Origin of the sequence: Mesorhizobium sp. WSM4312, assembly GCF_002294875.1 — a bacterium.
In the GTDB taxonomy this organism is placed as follows: domain Bacteria; phylum Pseudomonadota; class Alphaproteobacteria; order Rhizobiales; family Rhizobiaceae; genus Mesorhizobium.
Map to the genome: position 1 here is coordinate 1 of NZ_NSFU01000055.1, position 1,183 is coordinate 1,183.

Consider the following 1,183-nt stretch of genomic DNA (forward strand, 5'->3'; position numbering starts at 1 on the left):
CGGACATGAACTACCAGCGGTTCTTCGAAGAAGCGATTGACCAGCTCCACGCGGAGCGGCGCTATCGTGTCTTCGCCGACCTCGAGCGCATCGCGGGCAAGTTTCCGCGCGCCATCTGGCGCTCCAACGGCCGCGCCGAGGAAATCACGGTCTGGTGCTCCAACGACTATCTCGGCATGGGCCAGCACCCGGACGTCATCGCCGCGTTCCAGGACGCGGCCGGCAAGATGGGCTCGGGCGCCGGCGGCACCCGCAACATTTCCGGCACCTCCAACCCGCTGGTCGAGCTCGAGCATGAGCTTGCCGACCTGCACGGCAAGGACGCGGCCCTGGTCTTCACCTCCGGCTTCGTCTCCAACGAAGCCTCGATCTCGACCATCGCCCGGCTGTTGCCCAACTGCCTGATCATCTCGGACGAGCTGAACCACGCCTCGATGATCGAAGGTGTTAGGCGCTCCGGCGCCGAGAAGAAGATCTTCCGGCACAATGACGTCGCGCATCTGGAAAGCCTGCTGCAGGCGGCGGGGCGCGAACGCGCCAAGCTGATCGTCTTCGAAAGCGTCTATTCGATGGACGGCGACATCGCGCCGATCCGGGAGATCGTCGAGCTCGCCGAGCGCTACAACGCCATGACCTATATCGACGAGGTGCATGCGGTCGGCATGTACGGACCGCGCGGCGGCGGCATCACCGAGCGCGAGGGCCTGGCCGACCGCATCGACATCATCGAAGGCACGCTGGCCAAGGCATTCGGCACGCTGGGCGGCTATATCACCGGCACCAGCGCGGTGATCGACGCGGTGCGCTCCTATGCGCCGGGCTTCATCTTCACCACGGCGCTGCCGCCGGCGATCGCGGCCGCGGCCACCACCTCGATCCGCCATCTCAAGCACTCGCAGGCCGAGCGCGACGCCCAGCAGCGGCAGGCCGCGCGGACCAAGCAGATCCTGTCGGCCGCCGGCCTGCCGGTGATGGGCTCGCCAACCCATATCGTGCCGGTGCTGGTCGGCGATCCCGAACTCTGCAAGATGGCCAGCGACCGCCTGCTCGGCGTGCACGGCATCTACATCCAGCCGATCAACTACCCGACCGTGCCGCGCGGCACCGAACGTCTGCGCATCACGCCGACACCGTTCCATTCCGATGCGCTGATCGCCGAGCTGCAGGACGCGCTGGTCGAGAC

The 1,183-nt window shown here is 66.9% G+C and carries 1 protein-coding gene; it reads left to right on the plus strand.

Going from position 1 to position 1,183, the window contains the following annotated elements; translation table 11 throughout:
* Positions 1 to 5: 5 nt before the first annotated feature.
* The coding region (gene hemA, locus CK228_RS34595; protein WP_095790662.1) for a 5-aminolevulinate synthase at positions 6 to 1,183 on the plus strand (1,178 nt) is incomplete at its 3' end.